Source organism: Acinetobacter sp. YQ_14 (genome assembly GCF_043102985.1).
GTDB lineage: Bacteria > Pseudomonadota > Gammaproteobacteria > Pseudomonadales > Moraxellaceae > Acinetobacter > Acinetobacter venetianus.
In genome coordinates this window covers 1-16578 of the sequence record NZ_JBICJJ010000002.1, presented here as the reverse complement: position 1 = coordinate 16578, position 16578 = coordinate 1, and the positions used below count along the sequence as shown (strand labels likewise).

Genomic DNA, 16578 nt, shown 5'->3' with positions numbered 1-16578 from the left:
GCTTATTTTACCAAAAGGTAAAAATTATCAACTTCAAAGCCTTAGCACTCAATATTCTCAGACAAGGATAGGTGAAAGCGTGATTTAAGACAGAGTATGATACGCGCTGATATCACATAATGAGTCTCATCTATGTCAAATTGGTTTCCAAAATGGCAGCCGTATCAGGGAAAGATTGATCATCGCCCTGTTGCGACAAATGAATATTTACCGCCCTTACAAAGCGCGGTGCTCGGAGTTCAACACGCATTCGCAATGTTTGGAGCAACTGTTCTTGCACCACTGTTGATGGGATTTAGCCCTAACCTTGCCATCCTCATGTCAGGGATCTGTACCATTATTTTCTTCCTTATTACGGGAGGACGTGTTCCAAGTTATTTGGGATCAAGTTTTGCGTTTATTGGTGTTGTGGCAGCCGCAACAGGTCATGTCACAGGCTCAGGTGCGAATCCAAATTTAGCCATCGCCTTAGGTGGTATTGTTGCCTGCGGTATTTTTTATGCGTTGATTGGCTTTGCTGTGATGCTCACAGGAACACGCTGGATCGAAAAATTGATGCCACCTGTGGTTACAGGTGCGATCGTGATGATCATTGGTCTCAACCTTGCTCCTGTCACGATTAAAGGTGTTGCAGGTCAACCGTTTGAAATGTGGATGGCACTGATCACTGTACTCAGTATGGGCATTATCGCAGTCTTTACCAAAGGTTTATTGCAGCGTTTATTGCTTCTCGTTGGATTATTGATTGCTTATGCGATCTATGCAATTGCAACCAATATTCTGGGGTATGGCAAGCCGATTGATTTCTCCCAAATCGCTGCTGCTCCTTGGTTTGGTATTCCAACGTTCTCGCATCCGAAATTTGATTTAAACGCGATTTTGATTATTGCGCCAGTTGCCTTGATTTTAGTCGCTGAAAACCTTGGTCATATCAAAGCAGTCGGTGCAATGACAGGTGAAAACTTAACCCCACAGTTGGGTAAAGCCTTTGTTGCCGATGGTCTTGCAACCACGTTATCTGGCGGTGTCGGAGCACCCGGCATGACCACTTATGGCGAAAACATTGGTGTCATGGCGGTGACGCGTGTCTATTCGACGATTATCTTTGTGATTGCAGGTGTTTTTGCGATTTTTCTAGGTCTTTCACCAAAATTTGGCGCAGTGATTAGCACCATCCCAACGGCGGTACTGACAGGTGCTTCTATCGTCGTCTTTGGTTTAATTACCATTGCTGGTGCAAAAATCTGGATCGAAAATAAAGTCGATTTCTCTAATAATAAAAATCTGATCATCGCTTCTGTCACCATTATTTTAGGTGCAGGTAACTTCGAACTGCTCTTTGGTAACTTCAATTTAGGTGGGATCGGAACCGCAACTTTTGCTGCGATTTTCCTGAACTTATTGTTTAGCCTAAAAGATAAAAACTAGAAAACCAAGGCAGCGTAAGCTGCCTTTTTTATGCAATGTAGAACTATACAATGCCACCATTTGCTCTGATGACTTGTGCATTAATCCAATCACTTTGATGGCTTACTGCAAATTGAATCACGGCGGCAATATCTTCTACCGTACCTAAACGCTCTAAAGGTGCCGCTTTGCTAAGCTGAGCAATTAGCTCATCACTTTTGCCTTCAAAGAATAATTCTGTTGCTGTCGGCCCCGGAGCAATCGCATTCACCGTGATATTTTTACCTCTTAATTCTTTCGCTAAAATAGCAGTCAGCGACTCTATCGCCGCTTTAGACGCAGTGTAAATCCCATAGCCTTCAAGCTTCATTCCAATCACACTGCTCGACAGGTTTATAATCTTGCCACCATGTTCAAGTCGTTTTGCAGCTTCTCGCATGGTATACAGCGAACCTTTCAGGTTGATCGCGAGCACTCGTTCAATCATCTCATCATCCAAAGCCTCGATCTTTTTAAAACACATCACGCCTGCATTATTAATGAGGATATCTACTTTGCCATAGCTTTGAATGGCATAATCAAATAGTGCGCTAACATCTTGGGACTTACTCACATCAGCTTTAAAGCAACTCGCAACACCACCGAGCGCTTCAATTTGTGTAACGACCCGTGTTGCCTCGGCATCATTATTGGCATAATTAATCACAATTTTATGCCCTTGCTGCGCCAATAATGCAGCAGTAAAAGCACCAATACCTCGCGATGCACCTGTAATTAAAATCACTTTTTTGTCGTCAGCTAGTTTTACTAAAGTATCCATATTTGACCTCATATCAAAAAATTTATCTTTGGATACGATCTATGCTACTGTTCTTATAAAAGAAGATAATCCATCATATTTCGGCATGTTTGTCCGAATTTTCCGAACAAAATAATGAGCACTGTGACATGGATAAATTGAATGCAATGTCTGTTTTTATACATGTGGTCGAGCAAAGAAGTTTTACCAAAGCAGCACAACTCTTGAACCTACCTCGCTCAACAATCACGGATGCGATTAAACAACTCGAAGCGCAACTCAATACGCGGCTTTTGTTTCGCACGACACGTCAGGTCAACCCTACGGATGAGGGCAATCTTTACTATCAACGTTGTAAATACATTCTGAGTTATATTGATGAGTCTGATCATGACTTTTTACATGCTAAGCCACAAGGCGCATTAAAAATTGAAGTACATGGGATTTTTGCTGCTCACTTTATTATTCCAAAGCTACATGCATTTTTAACTGAATATCCGCAAATCCAGCTACAACTCACCGAGAGTGATCGCTATGTCGATGTGATTAAAGAAGGCATTGATTGCGTTATTCGTATTGGATATTTAAATGACAGTGAACTAGTGGTTCGACATCTTGGACATATTCAGCAAGTAACACTCGCAAGCCCAAAATATTTAGAAAAATATGGTATACCCAACACATTAAACGATTTAAAACAGCATTTTATGATTGGTTTTTACTCGACTGCTCGACAAAAACCACTCCCTCTAGAATTTATCGTCAATCAACAGCTAGAGACTTATGATTTAGCATCGATGATTCAAGTGAATGGCGCTCATTCCTATTCATCAGCCGCCGCAGAAGGCTTTGGGATTATCCAAGTCCCTCGTTATGGTCATTTAAAAGACATCGAGAGTGGCGAACTCTGCCCATTATTGACGGAATATCAAGTTCCCTCTCTACCCGTTTCTTTACTCTATCCTTCAAAAACTTTAGTGTCACCGAGACAGCGAGTCTTTATCGATTGGATCGTACAGTTATTTGAACAATATCCTTTAGACAATGATTAAATCTTTTTTTATCTTCAGACAAATGCTGAGTCAATCAAACTATTTTGGCTTGGAATGAAGCGCCCTATCTTTATTTCAAGCATTTTTAGTATGATGAGTTTTTACATTTCAATGCGTTGCTCATATGCGTTTTGATTTTTTTGATATCCAATTACTCCAACACATCGTAACAACAGGCAGTCTGACCAAAGGCGCTGAGCGTTCTGCTATTTCTTTGCAAGCAGCCAGTGAGCGGATTAAAAAGCTCGAACAATATTTCGATACACCGCTATTTATTCGACATAGTACAGGGGTTGAATTGACCAGCGCTGGACACGCTTTGGCTGAACATGCGCGGTTGTTATTGGTTCAAAAGCAGCAACTCGAACAAGACATGCAGCGTTTTCGGCAGCAAGTGCCTGAGTCATTAACGTTATGGTGTAACTCATCGGCACAAAGTGAATATTTGCCGACCTTGTTACCCCAATATCTAATGCATCACCCTGAAATTAATATCGACCTACATGAGGCTGAAAGCTCCGATATTGTTGCGGCATTAACGAAAGGGATTGCCAAACTTGGTTTAGTCTCTAGTTTTTTTGATCCACAACATCTGCAAACACAAGAGTTTGCAAGTGATCCTTTGGTTTTGATATGTCCTGCTGCTCATGCATTACAACACTCTGAACAATTAAATTTACTCGATGCATTGAACTATGGATTCATTGGTTTAATGCCACATCATTCTTTGCAACAATCTATTGAAACCCAAGCAAAATTACTTGGTTTTAATATTCAGTACCGTTTGCGATTGCCTAACTTTTCCGCTATTGCCGAAGTCGTTGATCAGGGCGTTGGAATTGCCATCATGCCTGCTCGTGCAGCGCAACGCTTGCAAGCTGACTATCATTTTCATACGGTACAATTGCGAGGGGCATGGGCGAACCGTAAACTATTACTCGCCACACAGGATTTCAATCAACTTTCTTTGAATTACCAACAATTTGCAGAATTCTTATTGCAGCATCGCCCTTTATCCGAATAGCGCTTAATGCGATAACATATAAGCCCCTAATGCCACCAAGCCAATAAAAAATAAGCGGCGAAAACGTTGTTCATTGAGTTGATAGCGAATTTTTTTACCCAACCACATCCCGACTAAGGCCGCAACCAAAGCCACAATGGAAAGACGATAATCGAGTGTGACACCAGCCATTGGGTTGTGATGTAAAAAAACAGCTAAGCAAATCGTCGATACGGTAAAGGTTAATCCCAAAGCTTGTACCAACTCATCGCGTTGCAAATGCAAAGATTGCAAGTAAGGCACAACTGGAATAATGATCACCCCAGTTGCCACAGTCACAGCTCCCCCGATATAGCCCACCACAGGGGATAACCAAGTTTCATATCGACTTAGATCAGGTAATGCTTTTACGCACAGTCCGTAAATACCATACAGTGCCAACATACTGCCCAATAAAAGCTCACTACTTTGTCCATGGCTTTGATTCAAGGTCGGTAAGAAACTCCAAATAGAACCCACCACAATTCCAATCAGCAATGACCAAAAGCGACAGACAAATGTCCAAACTCGACCCTCTGCAAATAGCTGCCAAATGTTCGTCATCATGGATGGGACTATGAGTAAAGAAGCGGCTTGAAAAGGACTCATTGCAATTGTTAATAGCCCCATCGACACGGCAGGTAAACCGAGACCGATCATGCCCTTAATCATCCCTGCGAAGATAAAGACGAATACAATAATTGCGATAAAGGTCACAGACATACTCCATGGATAGATCGGAGTTATGCTACGAAAAACTGAGGTACTGCCCTATTCTTATTTTTGGAAGTCAGCCTCAGGCAGAGCTTGAGGCCATTTTGTATTTATCTTCTAACACATTACTGATGATGCTCTCGATCATCCAAACACGATATAAGCTATTAAACACATAACTTTGCCCGTCAATTCGCAATTCTAAGACTGGAAAATCAGGCTGATGCTTTTGCTGACAGAGTTCATCATTTTGTTTTAACAAGACTTCAACATCTTGCTCAGTCAGTTGCTCGATCTCTAAACGTTTTTGCATCCGTTGGAAATGTGCTTTGAAGGACATGTCTTTACCGTGTGTCCAAACACTTTCTAATATCTGATGTACAACATCCACTTGCTGCTCTTCAGGCACGCTATAAAACAGCTTAGCCATTTCATAAGTGGCTTCTTTGGTTGGGCGACAGAACGGTGTAAAGGCAACTTGTGTTCGCTTAGATACACGTGTTGCTAAGCTCCAATCAAACCAATCTCGACCATGATAGCTCAGAGGATATACTTTCAACTGAATATTATAATAATTGGCCAGTTCTTCTTTGATATATGCCAATAATAACCAGCTCATTGGATCTTCAAGTGCAATATAGAGATCTAACTCTGGATGCATGGCTTGCACTTCATTCAATGCCTCACCATCATTGATCAAATGCTCACGCCATTCGATATGATTGATCAAGAAAATTGGATTTCCTGTCAGCAACTTCTGTTGTTTGAGGCGACGTGTTAAGCGCAATAAATCATCAACGGCTTGATATTTACGCTCACCAAATTCGAAATAGCTCGCAGCTACAGGAACGTCACTAAAAATACGTTCGGGATAATGTTGTGGGGTTTGATGTTTGCTTGCCATGGTATGCAAGGTACGCAATTTGCCATATTGTTGTTGCCACAACATATGAAAGACATCTTCAAGTAGATGTAGGAAGTTTTGTTCTCTTAACGGCGTATTTCTTAGAATTGTTTCAGCTTGTTGTAATGCTTCAGCGCTTGGAATTTCGGGAGTATCGTCAAAGCCAAAACGATGCTGTTTGGCTAAAATTTTGGCATCATTTAAACAATATTGCTGCCAATCCTGTGCAGACATGCCATTCGGAGGTTCTGCATCTTGCCTCGAAATAATCACTTTCAGCGGCTTGAGCTCATCACTCAAGATTTCATTGAGCTGATCAAGTTGTTGCACTGCAAGATAGCTATAAACATCGTCTAGACGTAGGTAAATGCTTAAACCCTGTTCCGTAGGTAAAACCGCCTGACGAGAAGGTTTCTGATAGAACCAACTCGATCGGATGGGATCAAACCAACGACGTAACAAAGACATGTCAATCGCCTCTAAGCGTAATGAATGATAGAAAAGAAGATATATTTCCCAAGTGTACTGTTAAATGAGAACCAAGGGTATTTTATATTATAAAAATCAAACATCAAAAAATTCTCCTTGTAACACAACGATGGCATTACAAGGAGAGCGATGCTGAGCATTTAGATCAGCAAAGGAGTTTTACAAAACGCGTACTGCACCTTTCGCAGCACTAGTCGAATGCATCGCATAAATCTTCAACGACTTAGATACTTTACGCTTACGCTCTTCAGCTGGGTGCCAGCCTTTAGCATCTTGTACGGTACGGCGATGTGCCATCGTTGCATCATCAATATCAAGATGAATCGTACGATTTGGAATATCGATTTGAATGGTGTCACCATCTTCAACCAAACCGATTGCACCACCTTCCGCAGCTTCTGGAGAAACGTGACCAATCGATAGGCCTGAAGAACCACCAGAGAAACGACCATCCGTAATCAAGGCGCAGTCTTTACCTAAACCTTTAGATTTCAAATAGCTTGTTGGATATAACATTTCTTGCATACCCGGTCCACCGCGTGGGCCTTCATAGCGAATGACCACGATATCACCAGCAACGATCTTATGATCTAAAATGGCTTCTACAGCAGCATCTTGGCTTTCAAAAACGCGTGCAGTCCCTGTAAATTTAAGGATTGACTCATCGACACCCGCAGTTTTTACAATACAGCCATCAAGAGCGATGTTGCCGTAAAGTACTGCCAAACCACCATCTTTAGAAAAGGCATGTTCAGCATTACGGATCACGCCTTTCTCACGGTCACCATCCAAAGTTGAGTAATAACGGTTTTGAGAGAATGCAACTTGCGTTGGAATACCACCCGGAGATGAACGATAGAATTCATACACATCTGCGTCTTCAGTACGAATAATATCCCATTTGTCTAAGGCATCTTTGAGTGTTTTTTCATGTACAGTTGGGCATTCAGTGTTGAGTAACTTAGCACGATCTAACTCACCCAAGATCGCCATGATGCCACCCGCACGATGCACGTCTTCCATATGTACGTCTGATTTTGCAGGCGCAACTTTTGACAATACAGGCACTTGACGTGACAGGCGGTCAATATCATCCATCGTGAAGTCAACTTCTGCCTCATGCGCAGCAGCAAGTAAATGCAATACAGTGTTGGTCGAACCACCCATCGCGATATCCAAAGTCATGGCATTTTCAAATGCAGCTTTGGTTGCAATAGAACGTGGCAAAATACTGTCATCATTTTGTTCATAATAACGTTTCGCCAGTTCAACCACTAAACGACCCGCTTTAAGGAATAATTTTTCACGATTTGCATGTGTCGCAACAATTGAGCCATTGCCCGGCAAAGACAAACCAAGCGCTTCGGTCAAACAGTTCATCGAGTTTGCAGTAAACATCCCTGAACATGAACCACAAGTCGGACATGCAGAGCGCTCGAAAGCAGCGACTTCTTCATCGGTATAACTTTCATCAGCAGCAACGACCATGGCATCCACAAGGTCAATGGCTTTTTCATCACCACGGAACTTCACTTTACCCGCTTCCATTGGACCACCAGAAACGAATACTACTGGAATGTTTAAACGCATTGCTGCCATCAACATTCCCGGTGTGATCTTGTCACAGTTTGAGATGCAAACCATTGCATCGGCACAGTGTGCATTGACCATGTACTCAACTGAGTCAGCGATCAAATCACGCGAAGGCAATGAATACAACATACCGTCATGGCCCATTGCAATACCATCATCAACCGCAATGGTATTAAATTCTTTTGCAACACCACCCGATGCTTCAATTTCTCTCGCAACGAGTTGCCCTAAATCTTTAAGATGCACATGCCCTGGAACGAATTGGGTAAATGAGTTGACCACCGCAATAATTGGCTTGCCAAAATCTTCATCTTTCATACCTGTCGCACGCCATAAGCCACGCGCGCCAGCCATATTTCTTCCATGTGTTGATGTTTTCGAACGATAATCAGGCATTTTTTATTCCCAACAAGTGTGTGCTCGAGAAAAATAGGGCTTTCTCTCTAGCGAAATGATACTGAGCTTTTTCCATCATACTACAAGTTATCGTTTAACTCATGACCAGTGGACCTATCTTTTTTGCACAAAAGCAATTCAATCCATCGAATTAGGGACTAGTGGCTTTTTCGCTTATAATTTGCAGCAAGTTTTAGTTGGATTATCTTTGTGAAAATCATTTTTGCTGGTACGCCTGAATTTGCGGCAACCGCATTGGCGGCATTATTAAAAACATCACACCAGATCATTGCTGTTTATACCCAACCTGACCGTAAATCAGGGCGTGGGCAAAAATTAACGCCATCTCCTGTTAAACAATTGGCGCTTGAAAACGGTTTACCTGTTTATCAACCTTTGCATTTTAAAGCGTCGACTGAAGAAGGCCTAGCAGCTCAACAAGAATTGGCAGCTTTGGGTGCTGATGTGATGGTCGTCGCAGCTTATGGTCTGATCTTACCGCAAGCCGTTTTAGATACACCGAAGTATGGCTGCCTGAATATTCACGGTTCGCTATTACCGCGTTGGCGTGGTGCTGCACCGATTCAACGTGCAATCGCGACGGGTGATGATAAAACAGGGATTACCATCATGCAGATGGCAGCTGGTTTAGATACAGGCGATATGATGTATAAAACCTATTGCCCAATTACAGCAGAAGATACCTCTGCCAGCTTGCATGACAAATTGGCAGATCAGGGTGCAGAAGCGATTTGTACTGTGCTTGAATCAGAACAAAGCCTGCAAGATTTTATTGCCAAACGTGAAGTGCAAGATGAAGCACTCACTGTTTATGCCCACAAACTCGTGAAAGCAGAAGCGCGTATCGATTGGACACAAAATGCCATTCAAATCGACCGTAATATCCGTGCTTTTAACCCGTGGCCAGTTGCCTTTATTCAACTGGATGAAAACAATGCGCTGCGTGTATGGGGCTCTACGCTTTCTTCCCACAGCAAAACCGATGCTCAAGTCGGTGAGATTGTGGCGATGGATAAACTAGGCGTACACGTTGCTTGTGGCGACAATACAACCGTCTGCCTCACCAGTCTTCAATGGCCGGGTGCTAAAGCCCTCAATCCAGTTCAAATTGCCCAAACCCAGAAATTACATATTGGACAAATTCTCCCATGAGCCAATCAAATCAATCCTCTGTAAAAAATTTGAATCTGCGTGCGCAAGTGATCAAAACACTTTTGGCGGTTCAAAATGGGCAATCTTTGTCTTCCGTTTTAAATCAACATATCAATATGGTTTCTGAACGTGACCGTGGTTTATATCACGAACTCACTTTAGGTTGCTTACGCCAATGGCATTCATTAAAAGCCATTACTTTACCATTGCTCACAAAGCCATTGGACAATGAAGCACTAGAAAGTTGTTTATATCTTGGTTTATATCAAATTTTATGTACTCGTATTCCTGTACATGCCGCGATTTCAGAAACGGTAAATGCGGCCAAGCAACTCGGTTTCGAGCCAATGAGTGGTTTGGTCAATGCGATTCTGCGTCGTGTTTCACGTGAAACAGATGAATTTCAAACAGCATTGAATAATACGCATGGTTTACCAAGTTGGTTATTCAAACGACTCAAAAAAGATTGGCCTGAGCAAACAGAGCTTCTATGCCAAGCCTTAAAACAAGTCGCACCGCTCACCCTTCGTGTCAATGAACGCCAAGTCAGTCGTGACGAATATTTAGAGATTTTGGATGAGGAACAGATTGATGCTCGTCCTTGCATGCTTTCAAATGTTGGTATTGTTTTGGGACAAACGGGCAATATTACCCATTTACCGGGTTTTGAAGAAGGTGGTTTTTCTGTTCAGGATGAACATGCACAGTTATGTGCCACGCTTTTACCGAACCTAGATGGCAAAGTGGTGGTTGATGCCTGTGCTGCACCTGGCGGCAAAACAGCACATATCCTTGAGCGCTTTAACCCTAAAAAATTGATTGCCCTTGATCATGATGCGAAACGTTTACTGCGTGTTTCTGAAAATATCGAACGTCTTGGCTTAGATCAAACTGAAGTAGAGATTATCGAGGCAGATGCCACTACATGGCAGACGCAGCAACTGGTCGACTGTATCGTGCTAGATGCACCATGTTCAGCAACAGGCGTAATTCGTCGCCATCCTGATATTCGCTTACTCAGACAGTCCACTGATATCGCGCAAACAGTCGCTTTACAGCAGCAGATTTTGCAACAGATGTGGCAACAACTTAAAGTCGACGGTACATTGCTGTATATCACTTGCTCGATCTTAAAAGTCGAGAATGAGCAGCAAATGGCGACATTCTTTGCGGAACATGCTGATGCAGAAGAAATTAAAATCGAAGCTGATTGGGGCATTGAACAGACCTATGGTCGTCAGTTACTCCCTACTGCACAATCAGGTGATGGTTTCTATTATTGCTTAATTAAAAAGTTGGCATAATAAAAAAGCAGGCTTAAAGCCTGCTTTTTTTACTTTTTAAGTATCTCAGCGTGATTCTAGTCTTCAGGATTGCGCAATAAGTGCAAAATCGAAAGAGATAAACCACCCCATAGTAAAGCAATTGCAATCACTAACATGATAATAGCTGAAGTCGTCATTTCACTCTCCTAGCGATTTTTTAAACTAGACATGAATAAAGCACCGATTGCACAGAACAAGATACAGCCCCAACCAAACCAAAGCTGTAAACTCATTGAGTAATCGCCATATCCTTTTTGCAATAAAGCACTTAAAGCAAGACCAAGCGTAGATAACAACACCACTGGCGTTATCACAGTCAACGTGAATTCCCAGATTTTTCCTAACTTGATTGTTGAAATGCTGTTTACGTGTAACTCAAGCTCTCGCATCAATGAGCGCTTGAACCAAGACACCATGATGATCGAAACAAGTGCACCAGAAACAATACCCAAGTTATTGATAAAGTGATCGATAATATCAACTAATTTAATGGCATTAGCACTTGAGAACAGTGCAATAGAAACAATACCAGTACCACCGCCAATAATGGTTACGGCTTTCGCACGGCCCCATTTTAATTTGTCCTGCATCGCTGCAATTGGCACTTCTAAAATACTCACCATTGACGTTACACCTGCAACGAACAATGAAGTAAAGAATAAAATACCGAATAATTCAGCACCCGCCCCTAAGCTTGAAATGATCTTAGGGAATGCAATAAACGCAAGACCAATACCACCGCTTACCACATCTTGAACACTCTTATCCGCAGCATGTGCCATAAAGCCCAATGCAGCAAATACCCCAATCCCAGCAAGTAATTCAAACGAAGAGTTTGCAAAACCAACAACGAAACCAGAACCAGTTAAATTCGTTTTTGGTTTGAGATACGAGGCATAGGTCACCATAATCCCGAAACCAACAGATAACGAGAAGAAGATATGACCATAAGCAGCAAGCCATACTTTATAGTCTTTCATCGCTTCCCAGTTCGGCGTAAAGAATGCATTTAAGCCTTCTGAAGCACCTGGTAAACGTAATGCTTGAATCACGAGTACGCTAAAAAGAACGATTAAAAGCGGCATGAAAATACGGTTTGCAAGCTCAACCCCTTTCCGAACGCCACCATATAGAATCACAAGCACAAGCGCCCAAACACCAATCAATGGCCATAACAAATGACTAATAAAAGTCATGTCAAAACCAGCGGCATCTGAAGTTGCTAAGAAAGCTTTAAAGAAATAACCCTCAGGATCAGCACCCCAAGATTGATTGAACGAGAAATAGATATAGCTACCAGCCCACGTCAATACACTGGCATAGTAAAGACCGATGATGATACATACACAAGCTTGCCACCAACCCAAAGCCTCAGCTTTTTTAGTCAATTGTTCATAAGCTTTTGGAGGTGCACCTGTACTACGATGACCCACGGCATAGTCTAGGAATAACAGCGGTAAACCTGCTGTCAAAAGCGCAACTAAATAAGGAATTAAGAACGCGCCGCCGCCATTTTCATAAGCGACATAGGGAAAGCGCCAAATATTACCCAAACCAACAGCAGATCCAACCGCCGCAATAATAAAACCAGATCGAGCAGACCAGTTTTCACGAGTATCTGTCATAAATCACCTAAATACGATAAAGGTTACTTTTAATGCTGCCTACACTTTATTTTTTTGTTACAAGCAAGAAAAGTACCACAAAAATTTTGTGTTGTTTGTCAAAGAGCATCACCTTTTGGGCAGATTGATTCTTCAGAACAAACGAGCAAAATAGAAAATTCTTCCTTAAAGAGCTTTGTCCATTTTTTGCTACTTAATAGCTGAACAATACCCGTTTTTATTTCTTTTTACTGTAAATTCTGGACGAAAAAACTATATTTTTCGAACGATTGATTATTTTTCAATTCACTGCAATATTGACCTGACAGTCAAGTTTTACAGGATAAGTTTATAAAATAATCAATCATTAAAATCATCACGCCCTCTTATCTAAATTATTGCTTATTGTTTAATTGCGAGTAACCGTTCTTCTTGCATATCTCGGATGGCCGAATGAATTCCTTCTCGACCTAAACCTGAGTCTTTTACACCGCCATAAGGCATATTATCCACACGGAAAGTCGGTACATCATTGATAATGACACCACCCACATGCAAATGATCCCAAGCATACAGCATCTTATTTAGATTCTGTGTATAAACGCCTGCTTGTAGCCCAAAACGACTTTGATTAATCGTCGCGATCCCTTGTTCAAAATCTTTGTACTTTTCTAAAATCGCAACTGGACCAAAGGCTTCATCTTTATACACCTCAAGCTTTGTATCTACATTCTCCAGAAGTGTCGGTTCAAATAGAACACCTTGTAATGTTCCTCCTACCAGTACTTTTGCCCCTTTTTTCTCCGCTTTATCAATCCACTTTTTCAAGCGCACTGCTTCTGCTTCCTTAATCATCGGACCAACCAAGGTTGTGCTTAAACTTGGATCATCAACTTTGATTTTTTTCACTTTCGCGAGTAATTTCTTTTTAACCTCCGTGTATATATCTGCATGAACTAAAACTCGTTGCACACTAATACAAATCTGACCTGCATGACCATAAGCCGCTCCAACTAAACGATCAATCAAAGCATCATCAACGGGAGTATCTGGCTCAATTAATACCGCAGCATTTCCACCCAGTTCTAAGGTAACTTTCTTGCGACCTGCGCGTGCTTTCATGTCCCAGCCGACTTGATCTGAACCAGTAAAGCTCAAAAGTTTAAAGCGATCATCTGTGACTAAAATATCCGCCGCTTGACGATCACACGGCAATACTGACCAAGAACCTTGTGGAAGATCAGTTTCAGCTAAGACTTGGGCAATTTTTAATGCACTAATTGGAGTTAAACTGGCAGGCTTTAAAACAAAAGGACAACCTGCCGCAATCGCAGGGGCAATCTTATGCGCCACCAAATTTAATGGAAAATTAAATGGGCTAATTAACGAGATCGCACCAACAGGTACATGTTTCACCATTCCTCTAAAACGTGCCGCAGCAGGTGTAACCGCCAAAGGTAACATTCGACCATCATCAAGTTGAGTAACCGCATCCGCAGCGAGTTGAAAAGTATTAATTAAGCGCTCTACTTCAGCACTCGCAGCACCGCGAGGCTTTCCACCTTCCGCAATTAAAATCTCGGTGAGTTCCTCCCTTAATTCGTTAAACCGCTTCACACAGTGCAATAAAATTTTTTGTTTTTGATACGGCTTTAATGCTGCCATTTCTGCTTCAGCTTTTACCGATGCAGCAATAGCCTTTTCCAAAAATTTTGCATCTGCTAAAGCAACCCGTCCATAGACAGTATGTTGATATTTATGCTGTACCTCGAGCCATTGCCCTGTTGTAATTGCTTTCCCTGCTACATATAAAGGGTAATCCACACACGATTCTACTTCTGTCATTATTTATTCTCTTTTCACATAATTTAAAATTAGACTACTGCATATTGCTCAAGATCACTATATGATGCGTCCAATCTAGGGTGAATTCATAACAATTCATTACGGTTTTGATATTAATTAGGACAATGCAATGAAACTATTAAAATTAACGCTACTTGCTTTAGGGACAAGCGTTTGTGGTTTAGCTCAAGCCGATGTGATCGGTGTAAAAGGCGATCTTAGCTACTGGAACTACAATGGTGAAGCCAATATGGCAGCACAAACCTCAGCACCCGATCAAGATCTTGATCGAAAAGGTTCTGCTCAATTATCACTCGCAATTGAGCATCCAATTCCACTGATCCCAAATGCAAAAATTCGTTATGTGAATTTAAAAACACAGACCGAAAATGAAGTTGCAGGTCAACCTGTTTATGACTTAGATATCGACCATACTGATTTTATTTTGTATTACGAAGTACTGGATAATATCGTAGATGCAGACATTGGTTTTGGCGCGAGTAACCTCAATGGTGATGTTAAGACGCTTGGCTTAAATAAAACAGATATTGATAAAACAATTCCTGTTATCTATGGATCAGCAGGCGTAAAACTGCCATTTACAGGTCTAAGTGCGAAAGCAGAATTACTATATAGCAATGTGAATGACACTAAAATTACGGATGCCCAAGCCGAATTACAATATAACTTTATTGATAATTTATTGGTCAATGTCGGCTTAAAAGCAGGTTATCGTATTCTTGATATTAAATTAGATGACTACGAAAAAAATGACCTTAAATTTAATTTTAAAGGTCCTTATATCGGTTTGGATGTTCATTTCTAAAATTCTAATACAGCAAAAACGGAATCTCTTGATTCCGTTTTTTTATAGCTAATCTAATCATTTCATCATTCTCTATTGGTGTACGCCAAAACCTACAACAATCGCAGCAATTGGCTAATATCCCAATCCAAACTTTTCGCCTATCATACAAATCATAGAGAGACAGGAAGTCTCATTGAAAATAACAAGATGCGCAGGAAGCGGTCGTTCATAAGGAATATAAACGACAATAAGCGAAATATGAAGAAGCCCCGTCAGGATGATGGGGCTTCTTTTTATCTATTATTTTTAAACGCGATTTGAAGACTTTTTAGGTAGGTGACCACTTCGACATGCTCCGCCATTTCTGCAAGCTGTAGCGCTGTATATTTGCTCTTATACGCCACATTTGCTCCTTTACTCACCAGTAACTTCACCACCGCTAAATGATCATTCTCAGCCGCAGCCTGTAATGCACTATAGCCTTCGTCATCAGTTTGGTTTGGATCTATTCCTGCGGCCAATAGCTGTTCGACTTGTTCCACATCACCAAGGGATGCCCAATACACCAGTTCAGGTAGATGTAATTCATTATTATCTTCTGGGAGTGGTGAAAAAGAGTTTAGTTTCATTATCATTTTCCTAAAACTATAAATTGACTCAATTTAACTCATAGTAAATGATTTTTCAGTAGAGCTATCATATATAAAAATCTCTTTGAAATTATGTTCAATATTTAAAGCTCTGACTTTTTCTTGTAAAATGTTCCACTCATGCGAAAAATATATGATATCTAGCTCACAACAAATGATTAAAATAGTGTTTTGTGGGTAATTTTTACCCATTTTCTTATGGACTCTTAGAGCAATTAAATCTACAAAATGTTCAATAAAACTAGAATTATCATAGCTGATACACTCTGTAATTATATCCCTACCAATCTTCTTAACTCCATCAGCTGCATAACAATATCCCTGTTTATTTAACAATTCTCTTACCAAATATTCTTTAGGGTGTACAGCACAAGTTACTTCTAGGAAATAACTTTCCTCCATTACTTTAATTTCAGCATCAAAACATGCTGTACGTGATGTCCAACATACTTGAATATAATTTCCTAATCTATATTTAGTTCTTACATATACTGAAATTGGAAGAATTTCTTCTATTAATTCTTTTATATTACGAGGTCTTTTTCTTAACTCATAACCATCTTGATCATGCTCTTTAACATATTCAAATAGATCATAGGCTATTCTGCAGAATTCTAATCCATCTACATAGCGATCTTTTAACTTATTGAAAAATTCTGCCTCATCTTTCCAATCTAATTGTTTCATAGAATTTGAATAATAATTTTAATAAAAGAGCAGTATATAAAACTTTAGCCGATAAAAAACACCCCAACCTCTCTCGAGACTGGGGTGTTT

At 40.9% G+C, this 16578-nt stretch carries 15 protein-coding genes; 6 read left to right on the top strand and 9 right to left on the bottom strand.

The window, feature by feature from the left end; translation table 11 throughout:
• Positions 1 to 132: 132 nt before the first annotated feature.
• Positions 133 to 1428 (top strand): solute carrier family 23 protein, encoded by a 1296-nt coding sequence (locus ACF8D3_RS00080; protein ID WP_007479805.1) that lies wholly within the window; start codon positions 133 to 135, stop codon positions 1426 to 1428.
• 43 nt (positions 1429 to 1471) lie between these two features.
• Here ACF8D3_RS00080 and ACF8D3_RS00075 read toward each other — a convergent pair whose 3' ends face one another.
• Positions 1472 to 2227, bottom strand: a complete 756-nt coding sequence (locus ACF8D3_RS00075) for an SDR family oxidoreductase (protein ID WP_392469456.1) — start codon at positions 2225 to 2227, stop codon at positions 1472 to 1474.
• A 128-nt stretch (positions 2228 to 2355) separates the two neighbouring features.
• Here ACF8D3_RS00075 and ACF8D3_RS00070 point away from each other — a divergent pair, with 128 nt between their 5' ends.
• Together ACF8D3_RS00070 and ACF8D3_RS00065 are read left to right on the top strand one after the other, a co-directional pair.
• Positions 2356 to 3258 carry a LysR family transcriptional regulator gene (locus ACF8D3_RS00070; RefSeq protein ID WP_392469454.1) on the top strand — a complete coding sequence of 301 codons (903 nt, stop codon included), beginning with the start codon at positions 2356 to 2358 and terminating at the stop codon, positions 3256 to 3258.
• Between the two features lie 124 nt (positions 3259 to 3382).
• A complete protein-coding gene (locus ACF8D3_RS00065) occupies positions 3383 to 4282 on the top strand; it encodes a LysR family transcriptional regulator (protein WP_392469452.1) in 900 nt (299 codons plus the stop codon).
• 3 nt (positions 4283 to 4285) lie between these two features.
• Here the strand turns inward: ACF8D3_RS00065 and ACF8D3_RS00060 are convergent, their stop codons facing one another.
• From ACF8D3_RS00060 to ilvD, 3 genes are all read right to left on the bottom strand, one after another.
• On the bottom strand, positions 4286 to 5017 hold the full coding sequence (locus ACF8D3_RS00060) for a sulfite exporter TauE/SafE family protein (RefSeq protein WP_392469450.1): 732 nt from the start codon (positions 5015 to 5017) through the stop codon (positions 4286 to 4288).
• Positions 5018 to 5096: 79 nt separating this feature from the next.
• On the bottom strand, positions 5097 to 6386 hold the full coding sequence (locus ACF8D3_RS00055) for a hypothetical protein (RefSeq protein WP_004878218.1): 1290 nt from the start codon (positions 6384 to 6386) through the stop codon (positions 5097 to 5099).
• Positions 6387 to 6566: 180 nt separating this feature from the next.
• Positions 6567 to 8396: a dihydroxy-acid dehydratase gene (ilvD, locus tag ACF8D3_RS00050; protein WP_007479809.1), complete on the bottom strand. Its 1830-nt coding sequence runs from the start codon at positions 8394 to 8396 to the stop codon at positions 6567 to 6569.
• A 210-nt stretch (positions 8397 to 8606) separates the two neighbouring features.
• Between ilvD and fmt the strand changes: the two genes are divergently transcribed.
• Both fmt and rsmB read left to right on the top strand, forming a co-directional pair.
• Positions 8607 to 9569 (top strand): methionyl-tRNA formyltransferase, encoded by a 963-nt coding sequence (fmt, locus tag ACF8D3_RS00045; RefSeq protein ID WP_392469448.1) that lies wholly within the window; start codon positions 8607 to 8609, stop codon positions 9567 to 9569.
• On the top strand, positions 9566 to 10873 hold the full coding sequence (gene rsmB, locus ACF8D3_RS00040; RefSeq protein ID WP_392469446.1) for a 16S rRNA (cytosine(967)-C(5))-methyltransferase RsmB: 1308 nt from the start codon (positions 9566 to 9568) through the stop codon (positions 10871 to 10873). Before fmt ends, rsmB begins: the two co-directional genes overlap by 4 nt.
• A 56-nt stretch (positions 10874 to 10929) precedes the next feature.
• Here the strand turns inward: rsmB and ACF8D3_RS00035 are convergent, their stop codons facing one another.
• The 3 genes from ACF8D3_RS00035 to ACF8D3_RS00025 all read right to left on the bottom strand — a co-directional run bounded on the left by ACF8D3_RS00035 (position 10930) and on the right by ACF8D3_RS00025 (position 14343).
• Positions 10930 to 11031 carry a methionine/alanine import family NSS transporter small subunit gene (locus ACF8D3_RS00035; RefSeq protein ID WP_004878224.1) on the bottom strand — a complete coding sequence of 34 codons (102 nt, stop codon included), beginning with the start codon at positions 11029 to 11031 and terminating at the stop codon, positions 10930 to 10932.
• A 9-nt stretch (positions 11032 to 11040) separates the two neighbouring features.
• On the bottom strand, positions 11041 to 12519 hold the full coding sequence (locus tag ACF8D3_RS00030) for a sodium-dependent transporter (RefSeq protein ID WP_061393158.1): 1479 nt from the start codon (positions 12517 to 12519) through the stop codon (positions 11041 to 11043).
• Between the two features lie 381 nt (positions 12520 to 12900).
• Positions 12901 to 14343, bottom strand: coding sequence for an aldehyde dehydrogenase family protein (locus tag ACF8D3_RS00025; protein ID WP_392469443.1), 1443 nt, complete (start codon positions 14341 to 14343; stop codon positions 12901 to 12903).
• A gap of 130 nt (positions 14344 to 14473) precedes the next feature.
• Here ACF8D3_RS00025 and ACF8D3_RS00020 point away from each other — a divergent pair, with 130 nt between their 5' ends.
• A complete protein-coding gene (locus ACF8D3_RS00020) occupies positions 14474 to 15169 on the top strand; it encodes a TIGR04219 family outer membrane beta-barrel protein (RefSeq protein WP_392469441.1) in 696 nt (231 codons plus the stop codon).
• Positions 15170 to 15444: 275 nt separating this feature from the next.
• On the opposite strand, the gene ACF8D3_RS00015 is transcribed toward ACF8D3_RS00020, so the two are convergent.
• Both ACF8D3_RS00015 and ACF8D3_RS00010 read right to left on the bottom strand, forming a co-directional pair.
• Positions 15445 to 15780, bottom strand: a complete 336-nt coding sequence (locus tag ACF8D3_RS00015; protein WP_392469440.1) for an ankyrin repeat domain-containing protein — start codon at positions 15778 to 15780, stop codon at positions 15445 to 15447.
• A gap of 33 nt (positions 15781 to 15813) precedes the next feature.
• A complete protein-coding gene (locus ACF8D3_RS00010) occupies positions 15814 to 16488 on the bottom strand; it encodes a hypothetical protein (RefSeq protein ID WP_392469438.1) in 675 nt (224 codons plus the stop codon).
• Positions 16489 to 16578: the final 90 nt, after the last annotated feature.

Bases quoted from the DNA above. Each gene is read 5' to 3' on its own strand.
- ilvD (WP_007479809.1), bottom strand. From the start codon at position 8,396: ATGCCTGATTATCGTTCGAAAACATCAACACATGGAAGAAATATGGCT.
- ACF8D3_RS00035 (WP_004878224.1), bottom strand. From the start codon at position 11,031: ATGACGACTTCAGCTATTATCATGTTAGTGATTGCAATTGCTTTACTA.
- ACF8D3_RS00055 (WP_004878218.1), bottom strand. From the start codon at position 6,386: ATGTCTTTGTTACGTCGTTGGTTTGATCCCATCCGATCGAGTTGGTTC.
- ACF8D3_RS00065 (WP_392469452.1), top strand. From the start codon at position 3,383: ATGCGTTTTGATTTTTTTGATATCCAATTACTCCAACACATCGTAACA.
- ACF8D3_RS00075 (WP_392469456.1), bottom strand. From the start codon at position 2,227: ATGGATACTTTAGTAAAACTAGCTGACGACAAAAAAGTGATTTTAATT.
- ACF8D3_RS00030 (WP_061393158.1), bottom strand. From the start codon at position 12,519: ATGACAGATACTCGTGAAAACTGGTCTGCTCGATCTGGTTTTATTATT.
- ACF8D3_RS00070 (WP_392469454.1), top strand. From the start codon at position 2,356: ATGGATAAATTGAATGCAATGTCTGTTTTTATACATGTGGTCGAGCAA.
- ACF8D3_RS00015 (WP_392469440.1), bottom strand. From the start codon at position 15,780: ATGAAACTAAACTCTTTTTCACCACTCCCAGAAGATAATAATGAATTA.
- ACF8D3_RS00025 (WP_392469443.1), bottom strand. From the start codon at position 14,343: ATGACAGAAGTAGAATCGTGTGTGGATTACCCTTTATATGTAGCAGGG.
- ACF8D3_RS00080 (WP_007479805.1), top strand. From the start codon at position 133: ATGTCAAATTGGTTTCCAAAATGGCAGCCGTATCAGGGAAAGATTGAT.
- rsmB (WP_392469446.1), top strand. From the start codon at position 9,566: ATGAGCCAATCAAATCAATCCTCTGTAAAAAATTTGAATCTGCGTGCG.
- ACF8D3_RS00010 (WP_392469438.1), bottom strand. From the start codon at position 16,488: ATGAAACAATTAGATTGGAAAGATGAGGCAGAATTTTTCAATAAGTTA.
- ACF8D3_RS00020 (WP_392469441.1), top strand. From the start codon at position 14,474: ATGAAACTATTAAAATTAACGCTACTTGCTTTAGGGACAAGCGTTTGT.